Below are 15573 nucleotides of genomic sequence, written 5' to 3'. Positions count from 1 at the left end.
CCGGCCGACCTCAGCCCTGCTGTGCCCCGGCCTCTTTCGGATGGTGCTGGTAGGCGGCGCTCGCCTTCTCGCGGACCTTCATGGCCTGGATCGCGTCGTGGTGGCGTCGTGCGTGGTACGCCAGCGGAAAGTAGGTCAGGCGTTCGGGAAGTGTGCGGTAGGCGAACCGGAGATTGCGATGGATTCGCTCGAGGTGTCGCTGCTCGGCATCGGTCCAGGTGAGGCCGAGGATCTCGCGCACGCGCGGATCCATGACACCGACGGTGGTCAGGTAGTTGAAGTTCTGGAACGGCACCGATGCGGTGGCGGCCGCCTTCTTGGCAGCGGGACGCAACGGCCTGGGCACCGACTTCGGGATGACCGGCGCCGCACGCATCTGACCGATCAGTTCCAGCGCGACCGGGTGCCGGACCAGCTTGTTCTCGATGAAGTCGTCGAAGTACTCGTCGAACTCTTCCAAGGTCTCGGGGTAGTCCTTCATCGGCACCTGGACGATCTTCGCGATCCGCCGGTTGTCGCGCAGGAGTTCCTTGCGCTCGTCGAGGGTGAAGTGACGGCCCAGCACCAGCGGCGCGGCGGTCTTGATGGTCGGCAGCGCGGTGGCGATCACCCAGGCATAGGCCTCCGGGTTGAGCGCACTGATGTGCTTGCCCTCGGAATTGCGCATCTGCAGCGGTTGGTGCAACTTCCGGAGTCGCTTGCCCTCCTCCAGCGCTTCCTGCCCGCCGTAGGTCCAGCGCAGCACCGAATCGGCGGATCGGATCGCACGGCCGACGGGGTCGGTGCGGAAGACCGAGTACTTGTCGACGACGTCGCCGATGACCGGGTGCATCACCTGCATCACGAACGCCGCCCCGTTGATCGGGAGGAACGTGTACATACCCGTGAGCTTGGCGGTCAGCGAGTCCGGCGGGATCAGCTCGATCTCGTCGTCGCGATGGTTGAGCAGAGGCTCACCCGTCACGACGTCACTGGTTACGGGTTCGGTCACTGTCCGTTCTTCGTGTACCGCGGTCATGGTGGCCCCCAACATCGGCTCGGAAACAAAGCTAATTCGACAACATTCGTAGTCAGATTAGCGCAGGCGTTCTCGAAAACCCACCGTTTGCCGGATTTCGGGCGCTTCGACGCCGAAGGCCGCTGTCAGGAGTCGGGACCGATGACCACGGTTCGCGAGGTGAGTTCGCGGTGGCGGACCGTGAAGATCCGCGTGCCCTTCTTACGTCCGACCCGGATCTCGCTGAGGTCGAGGCCGGCCGCCGTCAGGCGCGCGTGGGTGGCGTCGACGTCGACCGACCGCCATGCGACGCCCCAGAGCGAGACCGGCGACGAGGGCACCGGGTCGGCCGCCGGGCGAGGCGCCGCCACGACCTCGACGATCAGGTCGCCCCGCCGGAAGAACAACTGGCGGGCGTCCTGCCCGATCGGCTGGTCGAGCCGGAAATCGAGATCGAAGGTGCCGGCGAACAGGGCGACGGCGACATCCCGGTTGTCGCAGGTGAAGACCAGGTGGTCGAGACCGGTGAGGTCGCCGCCCGGGTCGGCCCCGCGGTCGGGACGCTCGGCTATCCCGACCGCGGAGGTGTCACCGAGTGCGCCGAGGGCCGAATCGGCGAGCGGATGACCGCGTCGGCCGAGCAGCCGCCGGGTCGCCGGGACGTCGTCGACGGTGAAGTAGACGTCGTGGGTGTCGGATCCGCCGGCGCGTGGCCGCAGCGAGAGCACGACGTTGCCGACGCCCACGGCTCGACGGCCGTCGGCGCCGGCACCGACCTCGCGTCCGAGCAGCCGCTCATAGGTCTCGGCGGCCGACGGCAGATCGTCGCTTGCGAGGTCGACGAGGGCGTGCGGGCCGGCGGGGAGGTTCGTCACCGCTTCTTCTTACCCTTTCGACGCGCCGTGGGCGGCGGGACCCGTCGATGGATCAATTGCGCGGAGCTCGTGATATGCCATGCGCCGCACGAACACTCGTAGTACCGAAGTTCTGACGCGGTACCGACCAGGTGCCGACGCAGCCGATCGATGCCCTCACGCGCGTCGGCGGGCGAGGCGAACGGCAACTTGTCGGGCGTCGGGCACGCGGGGTAGTCGACTCCGGAGCGGCGCGGGCGGCGCGGTTGATCACGAAACGCGGTGCGTGCCTCGATCTCGCGATAGAACGCTTCGAGATCGTCGTCGGAGAAGGGCACCCGTCGATTATCCCCCTGTGGCGCGGGTCCATCGCGCCGGGCGGCCCGGGTCGCGCGCGGTCTCTCGGGTCAGCGGGCCATCCACAGCCGCCGGCGGATGACCTCACGCATACGACGCAGCTCCGAGTCCGTCAACGCCGACGGCGGGTCGGTGTCGACCAGGCGGTCGACCTCCGAGAAGAAGTCCCGATCCGTGAGACCGAACTGCTCGCCGATCTGTCGGGAGGAGCCCCCTCCCAAGGAGTACCAATTCGTCTCGAACTGGATCATCTGCTGCTGCTTGCTGTCCATGAAAGCCACCGAATCTGCGTTTTCGACCGAGAACCTGAACGTTCGCCGCGGAGCCATCCGACTTCGGCCCCCGCGTGACGCACGTCACCGACGTCGTCATTTCTACACCTGTCGACCGACAGATGACAGCGGGTGGCCCAGGCTGATTCCAAAGGTGTCTCAAACGTTCATCGCGCGTTCGAGAAGACCCCGAGACGAACCTCAGACGGCGACACGATCGGGGCTCGCCGCCCGCGCCTCGCGCCTGTTCGCGCGGATGCTGCTCGCGAGGGAGGCGCCGATGAACGCCACGCCGACGAGCCCGGTGATCACCTCGTTGATCTCGACCTCGATGCTGATCAGCAAGATCGCGGCCAGCGCGCCGATCGCCCAGTGCGCGCCGTGCTCGAGGTAGCGGTACTCCCCCAGCGTGCCCTTGCGAACGAGGTAGATCGTGATGGACCGGACAAACATCGCGCCGATGAAACCGAGCCCGAGCGCGATGATGATCGGGTCCGAGGTGATGGCGAACGCGCCGATCACCCCGTCGAAGGAGAACGAGGCGTCCAGCAGCTCCAGGTAGAGGAAGAGGAAGAACCCGGCCTTGCCGGTGGCGACGGTGACCGGGTGCGGACCGTCCCGTCCCGTATCGGGCTCCATGAACAGCGAACTCAATCCGTCGACGGTGATGTAGGTGACCATGCCGAGGAGGCCGGCGATCAGGACCGTCGCGCGGCTCTCGTCGGGCGCCAGGAACTCGGCGGTGACCACCAGTGCCAATGCGGCGAGCACGACGGCGAGTTGGTCCAGCTTGCCGAGGGTGGCCAGTGGCCGCTCGAGCCACGTGAGCCACGTCAGCGACCGCTCGGTCAGTACGAAGTTGAGGAACAGCAGAAGGAGGAACATCCCGCCGAACGCCGCGATCTGCGGGTGCGCCTCGGTGAGGATGGTCTCGTAACTGGGCTGTCCGTCGGCGAAGTGGGTCTGGCCCTCGGGCGGCGGGTTCATGGCCAGCTCGAGCGCCTCGACGGGATTGAGGTTCCCGGTGATCCAGACGATCACGAGCGGGAACAGCAGGCGCATCCCGAAGACCGCGATGAGGACGCCGACGGTGAGGAACATGCGCTGCCAGAACGCGCTCATCCGCTCCAGGATGGTCGCGTTGATGACCGCGTTGTCGAACGACAGCGACACCTCGAGGACGCCGAGGATGGCGCAGAGCGCGAGTCCGGTCCAGCCGAGGTAGAGGTAGGCGACGACCAGCGCCACCAGGGTGACGACCAGGGACGGTGCGAAGATGCGCGCGATCATCGCAACTTCTCGGCTTCCCGGGCGAGATCCAGCAGGGTGTCGGTGAGGCCGGCGAGCACGTCGTGGTCGGCGCGTTCGGCCACGGCCGTGCCGAGGTCCTCGGCGGCACACCGGAGGGCGAACATCCGGTCGCCGAAGTCGGCGGCCTCGGCCGCGGAGAGGATGACCGCGTCGTCGGGAATGGATGTGCCCTCGAGCAGCGTTCTCTGCTCGTAGGCCCGCTGCCTGCACGAACGCTTGCAGTATTTCCGACGGCGCCCCAGCTCGGAGTCGACCATCGCGCGACCGCACCATGCGCAGGCGTACGGCCGACGGCGGCGCGAAACGCCGGGTCCGACACCCGGCGATGCGCCGTTCTCCACCCGGTGCGAAGTGCCTGGTTCCACACCGAGACCGTACCGCTTACGGTCCCACTGACGGCGCTGGGCAACACGGGTCGTCGCCGGTGACGAACCTGCGCGGGAAAGCGCGTAGAATATTCCTGTTGACGACCCGAAAGTCGTGCGCAGCGTTGCGCGCGAACCAGGAATGCAACAGAGATCTCCCGGCAGACCGGGAGATCCGACGAAGTTGAGAGGAACCCTTCATGGCAGATCGAGTACTTCGGGGTAGCCGCCTCGGCGCGGTGAGCTACGAGACCGATCGAGACCACGACCTCGCGCCACGACGCATCGTCCAGTACCGCACCGACAACGGCGAGATCTTCGACGTGCCGTTCGCCGACGACGCGGAGGTCCCGTCGAAGTGGCCGTGCAAGAACGGCATGGAAGGCACCATCCTCGAAGGCGCCGAGCCCGAGGAGAAGAAGGGCAAGCCGCCACGCACCCACTGGGACATGCTCCTCGAACGTCGCAGTGAGGAAGAGCTCGAAGTGCTGCTCAACGAGCGCCTCGACCTCCTCAAGCAGCGACGCAAGGGCATCACCAACTGACATAGCGGGTGCCTGACGCCCCGATACGAACAGACCCGGCAGGATCACCTGCCGGGTCTGTTCGTCTGCACACAAGGGTCAGCGCGTCCGGAGGAGCCCCCAGCGCTCGAGCCGGCTCTGGACTCCCCAGCGGGCGACCATCGTGAACGCCTCGGACATGACCCCGCCGCTCATCTTCGAGACGCCGATCTCGCGTTCGGTGAACGTGATCGGCACCTCCCGGACGTCGAATCCGGCACGCACGGTTCGCCAGGCGAGATCGATCTGGAAGCAGTATCCGGCGGACTCGACGGTGTCGAGCTGGATCTTCTCCAGAACGATGCGGCGGTAGGCGCGGAAACCGGCGGTGATGTCGTGCACCCCCGCCCCGAGGGCGAGTCGTGCGTACGTGTTGGCCCCACGGGAGAGGAACTCTCGGCGCTTGGGCCAGTTCACGAGTCTGCCGCCGGGGACGTACCGGGATCCGATCGCCAGATCCGCGCCGTCGTTGATGGCGTCGAAGAGTCGATGCAGCTGTTCGGGTGCGTGGCTGCCGTCGGCGTCCATCTCGACGATGACGGCGTAGTCGCGGTCGAGTCCCCACGCGAAGCCGGCGAGATAGGCCTTGCCCAGGCCGTCCTTGTCGACGCGGTGCATCACGTGCACGCGCGTGGTCTCGTCGGCGCGGGCGAGTTCGTCGGCGACGTCGCCCGTACCGTCCGGGCTCGAGTCGTCGACGACGAGAACGTGCGCCCCCGGCAGCACGTCCTGCAGACGTCCGATGATCAGCGGCAGGTTGTCGCGTTCGTTGAACGTCGGCACGACGACCAGTGCGCCCGTGCCGTCGGCGCCGACCACGCGTTGCGGCGCGTCGTCGGGCCGCCGCTGCCCTGCCGTGGCGTCAATCCCCGATGCCATCGAGCTCCTTCGTGTCACCGGTCGCCCGTGCGGCGACCCTGCGTGGCCTGAGTGAGAACCTAGTACGCGAGCGCAGCGCAAACAAAAGTCCGGCCACCGCCGCGATGATCGCCAGCACCTCCGGCCACGGGCCCAGGCGGGTCGCGAGGGTCATGTCGTCGTGCAGCGGAAGACGTCCGGTCAGGACGTCGGAGGTGAACACGCCGGACTGTCGGCTGATGGATCCGTCGGGCTCGATGACCGCGCTCACCCCGCTGGTGGCCGCGACGACGACGGCACGTCCGTGTTCGACGGCGCGGACCTGTGACATGGCCAACTGCTGGTAGGTCATCTCGGTCCGGCCGAAGGTCGCGTTGTTGGTGGGCACGAAGAGCATCTGGGCGCCCTCACGCACGGACTGTCGCGCGGCCCGGTCGAAGGCGACCTCCCAGCAGGTCGCGACCCCGACGGTCACCGTCCCGGAGCGACCGGGCACGTCGACCACGGTGGGTCCGGTGCCGGGGCGGAAATCCCCGGCCATGTCGGCATAAGACGAGAACAGACGGAAGAACGGCCGCCACGGGAGGTACTCACCGAACGGCTGGACGATGTGCTTGTCGTAGCGGGCGACCGGACCCCGCGCGCCGTCCCAGACGAGCACCGAGTTGGTGGGCCGCCCGTCGGGGTTGCGGATGAGGGTTCCCACCAGGATGGGTGCGTCGACGGCCTCGGAGGCGGCGGTGATCTCGGCCGCGGCGTCCGCGTTGTCCAGAGGTGAGATGTCCGAGGCGTTCTCCGGCCAGAGGACGAAGTCGGGTTGCTCGGTCTGTCCGGAGTCGATCGCCCCGCCGTAGGCCATCGTGGTGCGTACGTGATTGTCGAGGACGGCGCGGCGCTGGGCGTTGAAGTCCAGGCCGAGGCGCGGGACATTCCCCTGGACGGCGCCGATGCGCGCCGAGGTGGTGGCGATGTTCCGGTCGAGGCTGGCGGGGGTCGCCGCGATCGCCGCGATCGGGGCGAGCAACGCGATGGCGACCGCGGTGGTGGCGATGCGCACCACGCCCGAGGAACGTTCGGGGAGAACCGGGCCGTCGGAATCCGGGATCGGGGTCCAGGTCATGCCGGTGCTGGTGCGCCGGTAGGCGCGGACGAGGACCACGAGCAGCCAGGCGACCGAGGAGCCGAACAGCGCGACGCCTGCCGACAGTCCCGGCGCGCCGAGCACCGAGGCCAGCGGCAGCAGCGGACCGTCGACCTGACTGAAAGCTGTTCGTCCCCAGGGGAAACCGCCGAACGGAAAGGCAGAGCGCAGTGCCTCCACGAGCACCCAGGACACCGTGAACCACACCGGCGGCACGGGCAACCGCATCGTGACGGTGGCGATCGCGCCGAACAGCGCCAGGTAGCCGGCGAGTATCGCGGCCAGCGCCAGCCACGGGAGGGGGCCGACGTAGACGCCGATCCACGGGAGCAGCGGCACGAAGAACGCCAGGCCGAAGACGAAACCGACCCAGGCGCCCGTGCGCGCGCGGGGCGCGCCGACAAAGAGTGCGGCGAACAGGAGGCCGAGTCCCAGGACCGCGAGGAACCACCAGTTACGCGGCGGGAAGGCAGCCCACATCGCGATGCCCGCGGCCGCGGCGGTTGCGGTGCGTGCGAGCCAGGACCGCGAGACCCGCGGCGGGCTCACCCGGCGTCCCGGTCGTACAGGGTCCGGCCCCGGTGCACGGTGCGCACACACCGCGGGAGCACGGCCCCCGGCGAGACGTCCGGCAGCGCCGGGACCCGGGAGCGCGGGTCGGTCGACCACCGCTGGACCTTCTCGTGGGATCCGGCGACGACGAGTTCGTCGACCTCCCAGACGGCGTAGCTCGCCGGAGCGCCGGGCGTGAGGGTCCCGGTGACGCCGTCGTTGACTCCCCCGGCACGCCAGCCGCCCCGGGTCGTCGCGGCGAACGCACCGCGCGCCGAGATCGCGTTGGTCGGCTGATGATGGTGCACGGCGGCCCGGATCGTCGACCACGGGTCGATGGCCGTGACCGGTGCATCCGACGAGAACGAGAGGGCCACACCGGTTTTGGCCAGCATCGCGAAGTCGTTGAGCGTGGCCGCGCGGCTCGACCCGAGACGCGCGTCGTACAGATCACCCGGCCCGCCCCATTCGGCGTCGAACAGCGGTTGCATGCTGGCGATGACGCCGCAGCGAGCGAGGACCTCGGCGTCGGCGGCCGTGACCATCTCGGCGTGTTCGAGCCGGTGGGCGCAACGCGCGAGCGCGGGCGTGCCGAGTTCGTCGGCGAGTTCGGCGAGTGCTCCGACGACCGCATTGGTCGCGGCGTCGCCGATGACGTGGAAGCCCGCCTGGATGCCCGCGATCGTGCAGGCGCGCAGGTGGCCGCGGATCTGCTCGGCGTCGAGGTAGCTGATCCCGCGGGTGTGCGGGTCGTCGGTGTAGGGCTCGGAGAGCCACGCGGTGTGGGAGCCGATGGCACCGTCGATGAACAGGTCGCCGCCGAGCGCGTCGGCCCGGGTGATCGACATCAGTTCGCGCGCGTGATCGGCGTCGGTGACCGCCTGTCCCCAGTAGCGCCGGATCTCGACGGGATGGTCGAGTTCGGCGAGGGCCAGGAAATCGTCCATGCCGCTGATGTCGGGTCCGCCGTTCTCGTGGACGGCGACCACACCGTGGGCGGCGGCCACGTCCAGCGCGCGACGCTGGGCACGTTCACGGTGTGCGGCGGTCACCAGGAGCCGCGCCGCTCCCCGGACGAGGTGGTGGGCTTCGGCGACCAGCGGCTCCTCCGGGTGGTAGCCGACGGCGTCGGCCAGATCCGGGATCAGGCGTCGCAGCGCGGTGGACGCCACGGCCGAGTGCTCGTCGATCCGGGCGAGGTAGGCCGGTCTCGTCCCGACCACGGCGTCGAGCTCGCTGGTCGTCGGGAACCGGCCGTCGTCTGGTTCGGCCCCCGCCCAGGTCGAGTCGTCCCAGCCGAGACCCCAGATGAGGTCGCCGGCGTCGTGGGCGGACTCGGCGGCCACGGCCTCCTCCACCAACCGCAGACAATGCGTGCGGCTCGACGCCTCGTTCAGGGTCAGACCGTCGAGGCCGAGTCCGGTGGAGGTCAGGTGCACGTGGGAGTCGACGAAGCCGGGACTGACGAAGAGTCCGCCGAGATCGATCACCTCGGCGTCGGGATGAAGCGCGCGGCCGACGTCGTCGGTTCCGACCCACACGACGATTCCGTCGGTGACGGCCATCGCGGTCGCGTCGGGGGCTGTCGGTGAGTACACGGCGCCGCCGAGGAGCAGTTGGGTTGCCACGATCGTTCAGTCTGCCTTGCCGTCGGTGGAGGGTGGCGAGGGGTCCGGGTGCGCGTGTGTCGGCACGGCGGGCGGTGCCGACACGTTCCAAGCGCAGATCAGGACGGGTTCAGTGACCCTGCGGCAGGCCTCGGGTCCCGAACGGTGTCGAGGTGGACCCCGGCTCGGGGGTGTCGGATTCCACGACGGAACCCTCGACGACGGTTGCGCCACGCCCCGGGCCGTAGACACCGGTGGCATACACCCCGGCCCGGTCCATGGCGGTCGCGACCCGACGCGCGCCGACCGCGGCGACGACCGGTCGCATCACACGGCGCATCGGCGGGAACAGCAGCAGGGTCCCGGCCACGGTGGACACGACACCCGGGATGACCAGCAGAAGAGTCGACACGGCGACGAGCGCGGTGTCGGCGAGCGGGGCGCGGGCATCCACCTCGTTCCGGGACGCGCGGCGCAACTCCCCGAAGACCTTGCGGCCCTGCCAGCGCAGGACCACGACTCCGAGGACGACGGCGGCGAGACTGATGAGCACCGCCCAGCCGAATCCGAGGGTCATGACCATCGCGACGAATGCGGCGATCTCCAGAACGGCGTAGGCCGCGAACCAGCGGAGTGCCATGGTGCTTCACCTGTCCTTCGGTGCCGTCCGGCACCCGTTGACGTCAGGGTCTGCACCGGTAACGAACGACGAGGCGATTTTTCTCCCGAGGGGTGGTTTCGACAAGCTCAACCAGCGGAAGGCGGCTCAGCCGGCACCGGAAACGAGCTCAGCCGGCACCGGAAGGAGGCTCAGCCGGCACAGGGAACGAACTCAGCCGGCAGAGACGTCCTCGCCGCGGCCCTCGATGTCGCCCTCGGTCTGCAGGTAGACGTTGCGCAGGGCGTCGAGCAGCTCGGCCGGGGGTTCGCGCCACATATCGCGCTCGACGGCCTCGAGCAGCCGTTCGGCGATACCGTGCAGCGCCCAGGGGTTGGACTGCTGCATGAACTGCTGGTTGGTCTCGTCCAGGACATAGGACTCGGTGAGCTTCTCGTACATCCAGTCGGCGACGACGTCGGTGGTCGCGTCGTAGCCGAAGAGGTAGTCGACCGTCGCCGCCATCTCGAAGGCGCCCTTGTACCCGTGCCGCTGCATCGCCGAGATCCAACGCGGATTGACGACGCGGGCGCGGAACACACGACTGGTCTCCTCCGACAGCGTCCGGGTGCGGACGGAGTCGGGCCGGGTGCTGTCTCCGATGTACGCCTCGGGCGACTTGCCGGTGAGTGCGCGCACCGTTGCCACCATGCCGCCGTGGTACTGGAAGTAGTCATCGGAGTCGGCGATGTCGTGCTCGCGGGTGTCGGTGTTCTTCGCCGCCACGGCGATCCGCTTGTAGGCGGCGCGCATGTCGTCGACCGCGGGCACACCGTCGAGGTCACGTCCGTAGGCGTAACCGCCCCACTCGGTGTAGACCCGTGCCAGGTCCTCGTCGCTGCGCCAGTCCCGGGAGTCGATGAGCTGCAGGATCCCGGCGCCGTAGGTGCCGGGCTTGGATCCGAACACGCGCGTCACGGCGCGTCGCCGGTCGCCGTGGTCGGACATCGAGGCGCGCACATGGGCGGCGACGAAGTTCTGCTCGTCGGACTCGTCCTCGGCCGCCGCGGCGAGCGCGACCGCGTCGTCGAGCATCGTGACGACGTGCGGGAAGGCGTCCCGGAAGAAGCCGGAGATGCGGACTGTCACATCGATGCGGGGGCGGCCCAGTTCCTCGAGGCCGATCAGCTCCAGCGAGGAGACGCGCCGGGACATCTCGTCCCACACGGGCATGACCCCGAGCAGCGCGAGCACCTCGGCGACGTCGTCACCGGACGTGCGCATCGCGCTGGTGCCCCACACCGAGAGGCCCACCGATGCGGGGTACTCGCCGTGATCGGTGAGGTAGCGCTCGAGCAGCGAGTCGGCCATCGCCCGGCCGGTCTCCCACGCCAGCCGCGAGGGCACCGCCTTCGGGTCCACGGAGTAGAAGTTGCGTCCGGTGGGCAGCACGTTGATCAGGCCGCGCAGCGGGGAGCCGCTCGGTCCGGCCGGGATGAACCCACCGTCCAGGGCGTGCAGCACGCGCGGGACCTCGCCGGTCGTCTGACGCAGGCGCGGCACGACCTCGGTGGCCGCGAACGTGAGCACGTCCCCGACCGCCACGGGTAGTCCCGCAGTGGCCGCGGCGACGGATGCCGCCGACCAGTCGTCCTTGGCGCACGCGGCGACGAGTTCGCGGGCCTGGGCCTCCACGGCGTCGACGGAACTCCGCTCGGCCGAGCCGTCCTCGACGAGGCCGAGGGCCTCGCGCAGGCCGGGCAGGGCCGACGTGCCGCCCCAGAGCTGGCGTGCGCGCAGCATCGCCAGGACCAGGTCGACCTCGGCGTCGTCGCGCGGGGGCTCGCCGAGCACGTGCAGTCCGTCGCGGATCTGCACGTCCTTGATCTCGCACAGCCAGCCGTCGACGTGCAGCAGCATGTCGTCGAAGACCTCTTCGTCGGGCCGTTCGGTGAGCCCGAGGTCGGAATCCATCTTGGCCGCGGTCAGGAGCGTCCAGATCTGCTGGCGGATCGCCGGTAGCTTCGCCGGGTCGAGCGCGGAGATGTTGGCGTGTTCGTCGAGCAGCTGTTCCAGGCGGGCGATGTCGCCGTAGGACTCGGCGCGCGCCATCGGCGGGATCAGGTGGTCGACGAGAACTGCGTGTGCACGTCGTTTGGCCTGCGTCCCCTCCCCCGGGTCGTTCACCAGGAACGGGTAGACGAGCGGGAGGTCGCCGAGAGCGGCGTCGGTGCCGCAGTCCGCCGACATGCCGAGGTTCTTGCCGGGCAACCACTCCAGGTTGCCGTGTTTGCCGACGTGCACGATCGCATCGGCGCCGAAGCCGGTGTCGTGGGCGGCGAGCCACCGGTACGAGGCCAGATAGTGATGCGACGGCGGCAGATCGGGGTCGTGATAGATCGCCACCGGGTTCTCGCCGAATCCGCGCGGCGGCTGCACCATGATCGCGATGTTGCCGAAGGTCAGTGCCGCGATCACGATGTCGCCGTCGGGATTGTGGGTGCGGTCGACGAACAGCTCACCGGGTGCGGGTCCCCAGTGCTCGGTGACCGCCGTGCGCAGTCCCTCGGGCAGGGTGTCGAACCACGCCCGATAATCCCGCGCCGACAGACGGATCGGGTTGGCCGCGAGGGTCTCCTCGGTGAGCCAGTCCGCATCCTGGCCGCCCGTGGCGATGATCTGATGAATCAGCGCATCCGAATCATCCTCTGCGAGACCGGGAATCGCTTCCGGTCCGGACTCGGGCCCGATGTCGTATCCGGCCTCGCGCATCGCGGCGAGCAGGCGCAGCAGGCTGCGCGGGGTGTCGAGGCCGACGGCGTTGCCGATCCGGGCATGCTTGGTCGGGTAGGCCGACAGCATGACCGCGACGCGCTTGTCCGCGGCCGGCGTCCGCCGCAACCGGGCGTGCGCGATGGCGATACCCGCCACCCGTGCGCAGCGCTCGAGATCCGGCTGGTACCAGGGCAGTCCGTCGTCGTCGAACTCCTTGAACGAGAACGGCACGGTGATGATGCGGCCGTCGAACTCGGGCACCGCCACCTGGGTCGCGACGTCGAGTGGCGACAGGCCGTCGTCGCTGTCCTCCCAGTCCGCGCGGGAACCGGTGAGGCAGAGACCCTGCAGGATGGGGACGTCGAGGGCGGCCAGTCGTTCGATGTTCCACGCCTCGTCGTCGCCGCCGGCCGATGCGGTGGCCGGGGTGGCGCCACCGGCGGCCAGCACCGTGACCACGAGCGCGTCGGCGGTGCCGAGCAGTTCGAGGAGATCGTCGGGTGCGGTCCGCAGCGACGCGCAGAAGATCGGCAGCGCGCGGGCACCCTTCGCCTCGATGGCGTCACACAGGGCGGCGATGTAGCGCGTGTTCCCCGCGAGGTGCTGGGCGCGGTAGTAGAGGACCGCGATCGTGGGGGCGTCGGCGGGCCCTTCGTGGCTCGTCGCTAGCGCTCCTCGCACCTCAGGGAGCAGTAAAGACTCGGCGTGCGCTCCTCGCACCTCAGGGAGCGGAGAAGCCTCGGCGTGCGCTCCTCGCACCTCAGGGAGCAGTAAAGACTCGGCGTGCGCTCCTCGCACCTCAGGGAGCGGAGAAGGCGTCCGTTTCAGCACGCCCCAGGCGGGGGTCTGCTGCGGGAGTTCGAAGCCGTTGCCGGTGAGCAGGACGGTGTCGGACAGGAAGTGGTGCAGGTTCACCATGTTGGCGACGCCGCCCGCGGCGAGGTAGTCGTGTGCCTGCGCGGCGACGCCGGAGGGCACGGTCGAGTGCGCCATCAGATCGGGGTCGGGCTGTTGCTCACCGGAACACACGACGAGCGGCTTGCCGGTCGCCTCGACCGCGGCGAGCCCGTCCTCCCAGGCGCGCACGCCGCCCAGGATGCGCACGACGATGAGGTCGACGTCGGCGGCGAGTCCCGGGATGTCCTCGACCAGGATGCGCGACGGGTTGGCCCCGCGGTACGCGACCGGGGCAAGTGCTGAACCGGGTTCCGGGTCGTGGGCGGCGGAGGCCGTGAGCAGATCGGTGTCCGAGGTCGAGAGCAGCAGGATCATCGTGTCTCCTCGCCGGGTTGTCGCGCCCGGTGCGTATCGGTGCCGTGGATGGCGGGTGCAGTGCGAGGGACTGGTCTGACTCCCGGATGGCCGGTCGATCCCGGCCCCCGATCACAGTGGCGCGACCGCGCCGGAATCGCACCGGCTTCAGCCCGCTCGCGGTGCGTTCAGCCTACGGCCACCCCACCGGCCGGTCGTAGGCTGGTGGGATGAACCAGCCAGCCCGGCCCGCCGCCGACCGTTGCCCGGGGGTCTTCGACACGCATCCGGCGGCCGACGGCGCGCTGGCCCGGGTCCGGCTGCCGGGCGGTCGGATCCGTCCGGACCAGCTGGAGCTGCTCGCCCGGGCGGCGGCCGAACATGCCGACGGACACCTCGAGCTGACGGTGCGCGGCAATCTCCAGGTGCGCGGGATCACCGACGTCGAGGCCGTCGCCGAGGCGGTCGTCGCCGCCGGACTCGCGCCGAGCAGCACCCACGACAAGGTGCGCAACATCGAACTCAGCCCGCTCACGGGCCGTATCGGCGGGATCGCCGACGCACGGCCCCTTGCCGCGGCCCTCGACGACGCCTTGCGCGCCGACCCGGCCGCAGCGTCCCTGTCGGGCCGGTTCCTGTTCGGCATCGACGACGGCCGCGGGGACATCGCCGCCCGGCGGCCGGACGCCTGCGCGGTGATCCGGGCCGGCAGCTCTGTCGCGACCGACCCTCCCCTCACGGCGGACACTCCCCTCGTGGCCGACATCGTCATCGGCGGGGTCCCGGTCGGCTCGGCCACCGGTTCGGAAGCGATCGTGCGTGCGCTGATCGCGGTGGCCGCCGGTCTGCGCGAGGTCGCGCCCGGCGCGTGGCGGGTGCGCGACCTCGACGCCGACTCCCGGCACCGGCTCGCCGACCTCGCCGCGTCGTCACTCGACCCCGTGATCGGCGACGACCCCGACGCCGCGCCGGACGTGACCCGAGAACCGCTCGTCGGTTGGTTCGACCAGGACGACGGGGCGGTACTGCTCGGCGCGGTCGTCGAACTGGGACGGCTGGCGGCCCGGCTGGCCGAGTTCATCGCGGCCGTCCAGGCGCCGGTCGTCTTCACACCCGACCGCGAGATCCTGCTGTGCGACCTCGACGAGGGCGTGGCCGAGACGGTCGTCCGCGTGCTGGCCCCGATGGGCCTGATCTTCGACGCCGCCTCGCCCTGGGCATCCGTCAGCTGCTGCGTCGGGGCCCCGGGATGCTCCTCCGCGCACGCCCCGGTCCGGGACGACCTGATGGCCCGGGTGCAAGACGGCGACCCGGTCGACGAACGCGAACACTGGGTGGGTTGTGCCCGGGGTTGCGGATCGCCGGCCGGATCACACCTCTCGGTGCAGGCCACGCCCGAAGGCGGATACGAACGGCGACGCCGTTAGGCTCGTCAACACCATGACCGAGTACCTGCGTGACGGCGCCGCGATCTACCGCCAGTCCTTCGCCACGATCCGCGCCGAGTCCGACCTCTCCGCCTTCGCGCCCGACGTGGCGACCGTGGTCGTCCGCATGATCCACGCGTGTGGCCAGACCGACCTGACGCGTGACGTCGTCGCGACGCCCGGTGTCGTGGCCGCAGCGCGCGGTGCGCTCGCGGCCGGCGCCCCGATCCTCTGCGACGCCAACATGGTGGCCTCCGGGATCACGCGCAAGCGCCTGCCCGCGGACAACGAGGTGCTCTGCCACCTGTCCGAACCCACCCTCCCGTCGCTCGCCGAGCAGATGGAAACCACGAGAACCGCTGCCGCACTGCAGTTCTGGCTCCCACGCCTGGAAGGAGCGGTGGTCGCGATCGGCAACGCGCCGACCGCACTGTTCGCGCTCCTGGACATGATCGACGACGGTGCACCGCGGCCCGCCGCCATCGTCGGGGCACCCGTCGGTTTCGTCGGCGCAGTCGAGTCCTGCGCGGCACTCGCCGAGCGCGATGACCTCGAATTCATCACGGTCACGGGCCGGCGCGGTGGCTCGGCGATCACCGCGGCCGCGGTCAACGCGCTCGCGACCCCGCAGGAATGATGGTGGCT

The 15573-nt window shown here is 69.7% G+C and carries 14 protein-coding genes and 1 riboswitch; of the genes, 3 read left to right on the top strand and 11 right to left on the bottom strand.

All coding sequences use genetic code 11. The features are described from left to right. Positions 1-10: 10 nt before the first annotated feature. The 6 genes from KTR9_RS13235 to KTR9_RS13210 all read right to left on the bottom strand — a co-directional run bounded on the left by KTR9_RS13235 (position 11) and on the right by KTR9_RS13210 (position 4132). A complete protein-coding gene (locus KTR9_RS13235; protein WP_014926759.1) occupies positions 11-1018 on the bottom strand; it encodes an oxygenase MpaB family protein in 1008 nt (335 codons plus the stop codon). Positions 1019-1143: 125 nt separating this feature from the next. Then, positions 1144-1872, bottom strand: coding sequence for a VOC family protein (locus KTR9_RS13230; protein ID WP_014926758.1), 729 nt, complete (start codon positions 1870-1872; stop codon positions 1144-1146). Further along, the gene (locus KTR9_RS13225; protein WP_014926757.1) at positions 1869-2189 is read right to left on the bottom strand and encodes a hypothetical protein; all 321 of its coding nucleotides are present in this window, start codon (positions 2187-2189) and stop codon (positions 1869-1871) included. Before KTR9_RS13225 ends, KTR9_RS13230 begins: the two co-directional genes overlap by 4 nt. 69 nt (positions 2190-2258) lie before the next feature. Further along, complete coding sequence (locus KTR9_RS13220; protein WP_044506661.1) at positions 2259-2480, bottom strand: DUF3263 domain-containing protein; 222 nt, start codon at positions 2478-2480, stop codon at positions 2259-2261. A 201-nt stretch (positions 2481-2681) separates the two neighbouring features. Then, the gene (locus tag KTR9_RS13215; RefSeq protein ID WP_010841114.1) at positions 2682-3770 is read right to left on the bottom strand and encodes a DUF475 domain-containing protein; all 1089 of its coding nucleotides are present in this window, start codon (positions 3768-3770) and stop codon (positions 2682-2684) included. After that, the gene (locus tag KTR9_RS13210; protein WP_010841113.1) at positions 3767-4132 is read right to left on the bottom strand and encodes a hypothetical protein; all 366 of its coding nucleotides are present in this window, start codon (positions 4130-4132) and stop codon (positions 3767-3769) included. The genes KTR9_RS13215 and KTR9_RS13210 overlap by 4 nt, the downstream gene beginning before the upstream one ends. 224 nt (positions 4133-4356) lie before the next feature. Here KTR9_RS13210 and KTR9_RS13205 point away from each other — a divergent pair, with 224 nt between their 5' ends. Further along, on the top strand, positions 4357-4701 hold the full coding sequence (locus tag KTR9_RS13205) for an RNA polymerase-binding protein RbpA (RefSeq protein ID WP_004019027.1): 345 nt from the start codon (positions 4357-4359) through the stop codon (positions 4699-4701). Between the two features lie 78 nt (positions 4702-4779). Here the strand turns inward: KTR9_RS13205 and KTR9_RS13200 are convergent, their stop codons facing one another. From KTR9_RS13200 to cobN, 5 genes are all read right to left on the bottom strand, one after another. After that, the gene (locus KTR9_RS13200; protein ID WP_044506658.1) at positions 4780-5598 is read right to left on the bottom strand and encodes a polyprenol monophosphomannose synthase; all 819 of its coding nucleotides are present in this window, start codon (positions 5596-5598) and stop codon (positions 4780-4782) included. Further along, positions 5582-7267 (bottom strand): apolipoprotein N-acyltransferase, encoded by a 1686-nt coding sequence (gene lnt, locus KTR9_RS13195; RefSeq protein ID WP_014926754.1) that lies wholly within the window; start codon positions 7265-7267, stop codon positions 5582-5584. The genes KTR9_RS13200 and lnt overlap by 17 nt, the downstream gene beginning before the upstream one ends. Continuing rightward, positions 7264-8898 (bottom strand): amidohydrolase, encoded by a 1635-nt coding sequence (locus tag KTR9_RS13190; RefSeq protein ID WP_014926753.1) that lies wholly within the window; start codon positions 8896-8898, stop codon positions 7264-7266. Before KTR9_RS13190 ends, lnt begins: the two co-directional genes overlap by 4 nt. A gap of 109 nt (positions 8899-9007) precedes the next feature. Further along, positions 9008-9517 (bottom strand): FxsA family protein, encoded by a 510-nt coding sequence (locus KTR9_RS13185; protein ID WP_014926752.1) that lies wholly within the window; start codon positions 9515-9517, stop codon positions 9008-9010. Positions 9518-9709: 192 nt separating this feature from the next. Next, positions 9710-13522: a cobaltochelatase subunit CobN gene (cobN, locus tag KTR9_RS13180; RefSeq protein WP_014926751.1), complete on the bottom strand. Its 3813-nt coding sequence runs from the start codon at positions 13520-13522 to the stop codon at positions 9710-9712. 78 nt (positions 13523-13600) lie between these two features. Next, positions 13601-13671: riboswitch (cobalamin riboswitch) on the bottom strand. A gap of 60 nt (positions 13672-13731) precedes the next feature. Between cobN and cobG the strand changes: the two genes are divergently transcribed. Next, positions 13732-14928: a precorrin-3B synthase gene (gene cobG / locus KTR9_RS13175; protein ID WP_014926750.1), complete on the top strand. Its 1197-nt coding sequence runs from the start codon at positions 13732-13734 to the stop codon at positions 14926-14928. 13 nt (positions 14929-14941) lie between these two features. Then, complete coding sequence (locus tag KTR9_RS13170) at positions 14942-15565, top strand: precorrin-8X methylmutase (RefSeq protein ID WP_014926749.1); 624 nt, start codon at positions 14942-14944, stop codon at positions 15563-15565. Positions 15566-15573: the final 8 nt, after the last annotated feature.

Origin of the sequence: Gordonia sp. KTR9, assembly GCF_000143885.2 — a bacterium.
Classification (GTDB): domain Bacteria; phylum Actinomycetota; class Actinomycetes; order Mycobacteriales; family Mycobacteriaceae; genus Gordonia.
The sequence above is the reverse complement of the archived record's forward strand: the minus strand, read 5'-3'. Positions and strand labels throughout refer to the sequence as shown.

What these genes read in the sequence shown, in the direction of transcription:
- KTR9_RS13235 (WP_014926759.1), bottom strand. Translation starts at nt 1,018, where the DNA reads ATGACCGCGGTACACGAAGAACGGACAGTGACCGAACCCGTAACCAGT.
- KTR9_RS13220 (WP_044506661.1), bottom strand. Translation starts at nt 2,480, where the DNA reads ATGGACAGCAAGCAGCAGCAGATGATCCAGTTCGAGACGAATTGGTAC.
- KTR9_RS13215 (WP_010841114.1), bottom strand. Translation starts at nt 3,770, where the DNA reads ATGATCGCGCGCATCTTCGCACCGTCCCTGGTCGTCACCCTGGTGGCG.
- KTR9_RS13205 (WP_004019027.1), top strand. Translation starts at nt 4,357, where the DNA reads ATGGCAGATCGAGTACTTCGGGGTAGCCGCCTCGGCGCGGTGAGCTAC.
- KTR9_RS13200 (WP_044506658.1), bottom strand. Translation starts at nt 5,598, where the DNA reads ATGGCATCGGGGATTGACGCCACGGCAGGGCAGCGGCGGCCCGACGAC.
- KTR9_RS13185 (WP_014926752.1), bottom strand. Translation starts at nt 9,517, where the DNA reads ATGGCACTCCGCTGGTTCGCGGCCTACGCCGTTCTGGAGATCGCCGCA.
- cobN (WP_014926751.1), bottom strand. Translation starts at nt 13,522, where the DNA reads ATGATCCTGCTGCTCTCGACCTCGGACACCGATCTGCTCACGGCCTCC.
- cobG (WP_014926750.1), top strand. Translation starts at nt 13,732, where the DNA reads ATGAACCAGCCAGCCCGGCCCGCCGCCGACCGTTGCCCGGGGGTCTTC.
- KTR9_RS13170 (WP_014926749.1), top strand. Translation starts at nt 14,942, where the DNA reads ATGACCGAGTACCTGCGTGACGGCGCCGCGATCTACCGCCAGTCCTTC.